We start from the raw sequence: 2,772 nt of genomic DNA on the forward strand, positions 1-2,772 counted from the left end.
GGCGTAGTCGCCGGCCCCCGCCCGCAGCCGTCGGGAAGAGCGTTCCGCACACATCGGCCGAGTAGATCTGCGCGGAACGCTCTTTTCGATGCCGGGGCGGGGAGGAACAGGGGTGGGCAGGGGTGTGGTCAGAGCCCGGGGGGCGTGTAGGCGGCGGTGTGCTCGGCCGCGCCGCTCGCGGTCATGAGGTCGTTGATCCGGCGGATGTCGGCCGGGCCGGGCAGTCCCCACCCGGGTCGGTATCCGTAGATCTCCGCGAGCGTCGTCGAGTCCCGGGTGCCGTTGGCCAGCTCCACGTCCTCGGGCCCGATCAGTGACGGGTGGGGCACGCCGACGGCGCCGGAGATCTTGACGAGATCGCGTCGCAGCGACCGGATGTAGGCCGCGCACCGCACGGCCTTGTTCGTGGGGTCCACTCCTCGGACCAGCCACGGGTTCTGGGTGGCCACCCCGGTGGGGCAGCGGTCGGTGTGGCACTTCTGGGCCTGGATGCAGCCGATGGAGAGCATGGCCTCGCGGCCGACGGCGATCATGTCCACACCGAGCGCGAACGCGACCGCCGCGTTCTCGGGGATGCCCAGCTTGCCGGAGCCAACGAACACCACGTCGTCGGTGAGTCCGGCCTCGGCGAAGACCCGGTAGACGCGGGAGAATCCCAACCGGAACGGCAGTGACACCGCGTCGGTGAAGACGAGCGGGGCGGCGCCGGTGCCACCCTCGCCACCGTCGATGGTGATGAAGTCGACGCCGCGCTGCCGCGGGATCATCGCGGCGGCCAGCTGCTCCCAGAAGTCCAGCTCGCCGACCGCGGATTTGATGCCCACCGGCAGGCCGGTGCGCTCGGTGATCTCCTCCACCAGGTCGAGCATGGAGTCCACGTCGTGGAAGGCGGTGTGCCGGGACGGGCTCGCACACTCGCGGTCGGTGGGGATGCCGCGGATCCGCCCGATCTCCGCCGTGACCTTGGCCGCGGGCAGCAGGCCGCCCAGTCCGGGTTTGGCGCCCTGGCTGAGCTTGATCTCGATCGCCCGGATCGGGTGCTTCTCGGTGAGGGCCACCAGAGCGTCGATGTCGAATCGGCCTTCGGCGTCGCGGACCCCGAAGTAGGCGGTGCCGATCTGGAAGACCAGGTCACCGCCCTTCTGGTGGTACGGGCTCAGCCCGCCCTCGCCCGTGTTGTGCAGAGCGCCCGCGAGAGCGGCGCCGCGGTTGAGGGCCTCGACAGCAGGGGCCGACAGCGCGCCGTAGCTCATCCCGGAGATCGACACCAGGGACTCGGGGCGGAACGCGCGGGCCCGGCCGCGGGCGGCGCCGAGGACCTTGGCCGGTGGGAGTTGGAGCTGCTCGGCGGAGTGCGCGTGGGCCGACACCGTCACCCCGGCGAACGTGCGCGGCTTGACGATCGGGTAACCCTCGAGGAACTCGATGTTGTTGTCCGTGCCGAACCCGAACGTTGTGGCCCGTCCCTCCGCCGACTCCTGGATCCAGGCACGTTGGTCCCGGGTGAACGGCCGCTCCTCGTTGTTGCCCGCCACGATGTACTGGCGCAGTTCGGGACCGATGGAGCTCAGGGCCATCCGCGCGTGCCCCAGGACGGGGAAGGTCCGCAGGATCGGGTACCTGGTCTGTCTCAGGTCCGAGGCCGCGACGGCGGCCAGGGCGGCGACGGGGGCGCCGAGGAGCCACTTGCGCATGTCGACCTCCGGGGTCTGTCGGTGTCCCCATCATGGACCACCCGTCGCCCGGCGTGCCCGGGACCGCCGCGCGGTGGGAGTACGTCTACAGTGGCCGGACCGTCGCGGGATACCGGAAGGGCGCGACGCGCCCGCCCGGACCGGACACGCGAGAGGACCATATAGATGACCGACCCAGTGCAGGATGACGGCCCGCAACCGCTTCCCCCTCCACCCTCGGCCGGATCGGGCTACTCCACCTCCCGCACGGTGCGAACGGGCGAGGTCGATCCCCTGCGCCGGCTGCGGTTGGACAGCATCGCCCGGTACCTCCAGGACGTGGCGGGCGACGATCTCGAGGCCACCGGTCACGCGCGGACCGACCCGTACTGGATCGTCCGGCGGACCGTGATCGACGTGATCGAGCCGATCTCCTGGCCGGCCACCGTCCACCTCCAGCGCTGGTGCTCCGGATTGTCCACCCGGTGGGCGAACATGCGGGTGCGACTGACGGCGGAGCACCGGGACGGCCCCGACGACGACGGGCCGCGACCCGACGGACTGGTGGAGACCGAGGCGTTCTGGATCAACGTCAGCGCCCACGGCGTGCCCGCCCGCATCAGCGACGAGGGCTTCGCCACCCTGTCGGCGACCACGGAGACCCACCGCCTGCGGTGGGCCGCCATGACCACGCCCCCGCCCGTCGGGTCCACCGGACAGGATCTACCGGAGGACCGGCCCCACATCCTCCGCAGCACGGATTTCGACCTGCTCCAGCACGTCAACAACGCCGCCTACCTCGACGCCGTCGAGGACGAGCTCATGGATCACCAGGACCTGCTGAGGCAGCGCCACCGCGTCGTGATCGAGTACTCGCACCCCGTGGTCCCGGGGTCGTCGATGACGATCCGGCGTCGGCGGACCGGACATCGGTTGCAGATGTGGATGACGGTGGACGACCGCGTCGCGGCGACGGTGACCGTCACGGGTCAGCCGGACGCCCGGCAGGAGAGCTAGGCGAGCGGACGATCGTCAGGGCAGGATGCGCGAGACGACCTCCGCGGCCACGTCCTCCAACAGCGCGCCCGCGTTGGCCATC

2 protein-coding genes are annotated in these 2,772 nt (G+C 71.0%); one reads left to right on the top strand and one right to left on the bottom strand.

Annotated elements, in window-relative coordinates; translation table 11 throughout:
* Positions 1-128 precede the first annotated feature (128 nt).
* Positions 129-1,694 carry an FMN-binding glutamate synthase family protein gene (locus G6031_RS16150; protein WP_182653812.1) on the bottom strand — a complete coding sequence of 522 codons (1,566 nt, stop codon included), beginning with the start codon at positions 1,692-1,694 and terminating at the stop codon, positions 129-131.
* A 165-nt stretch (positions 1,695-1,859) separates the two neighbouring features.
* On the opposite strand from G6031_RS16150, the gene G6031_RS16155 reads away from it, so the two are divergent.
* Entirely contained in the window at positions 1,860-2,690 is an 831-nt protein-coding gene (locus G6031_RS16155; RefSeq protein ID WP_182653813.1) for an acyl-ACP thioesterase domain-containing protein, read from the top strand.
* Positions 2,691-2,772: the final 82 nt, after the last annotated feature.

Origin of the sequence: Dietzia sp. CQ4, assembly GCF_014145125.1 — a bacterium.
GTDB classification, from domain to species: Bacteria; Actinomycetota; Actinomycetes; order Mycobacteriales; family Mycobacteriaceae; genus Dietzia; species Dietzia natronolimnaea.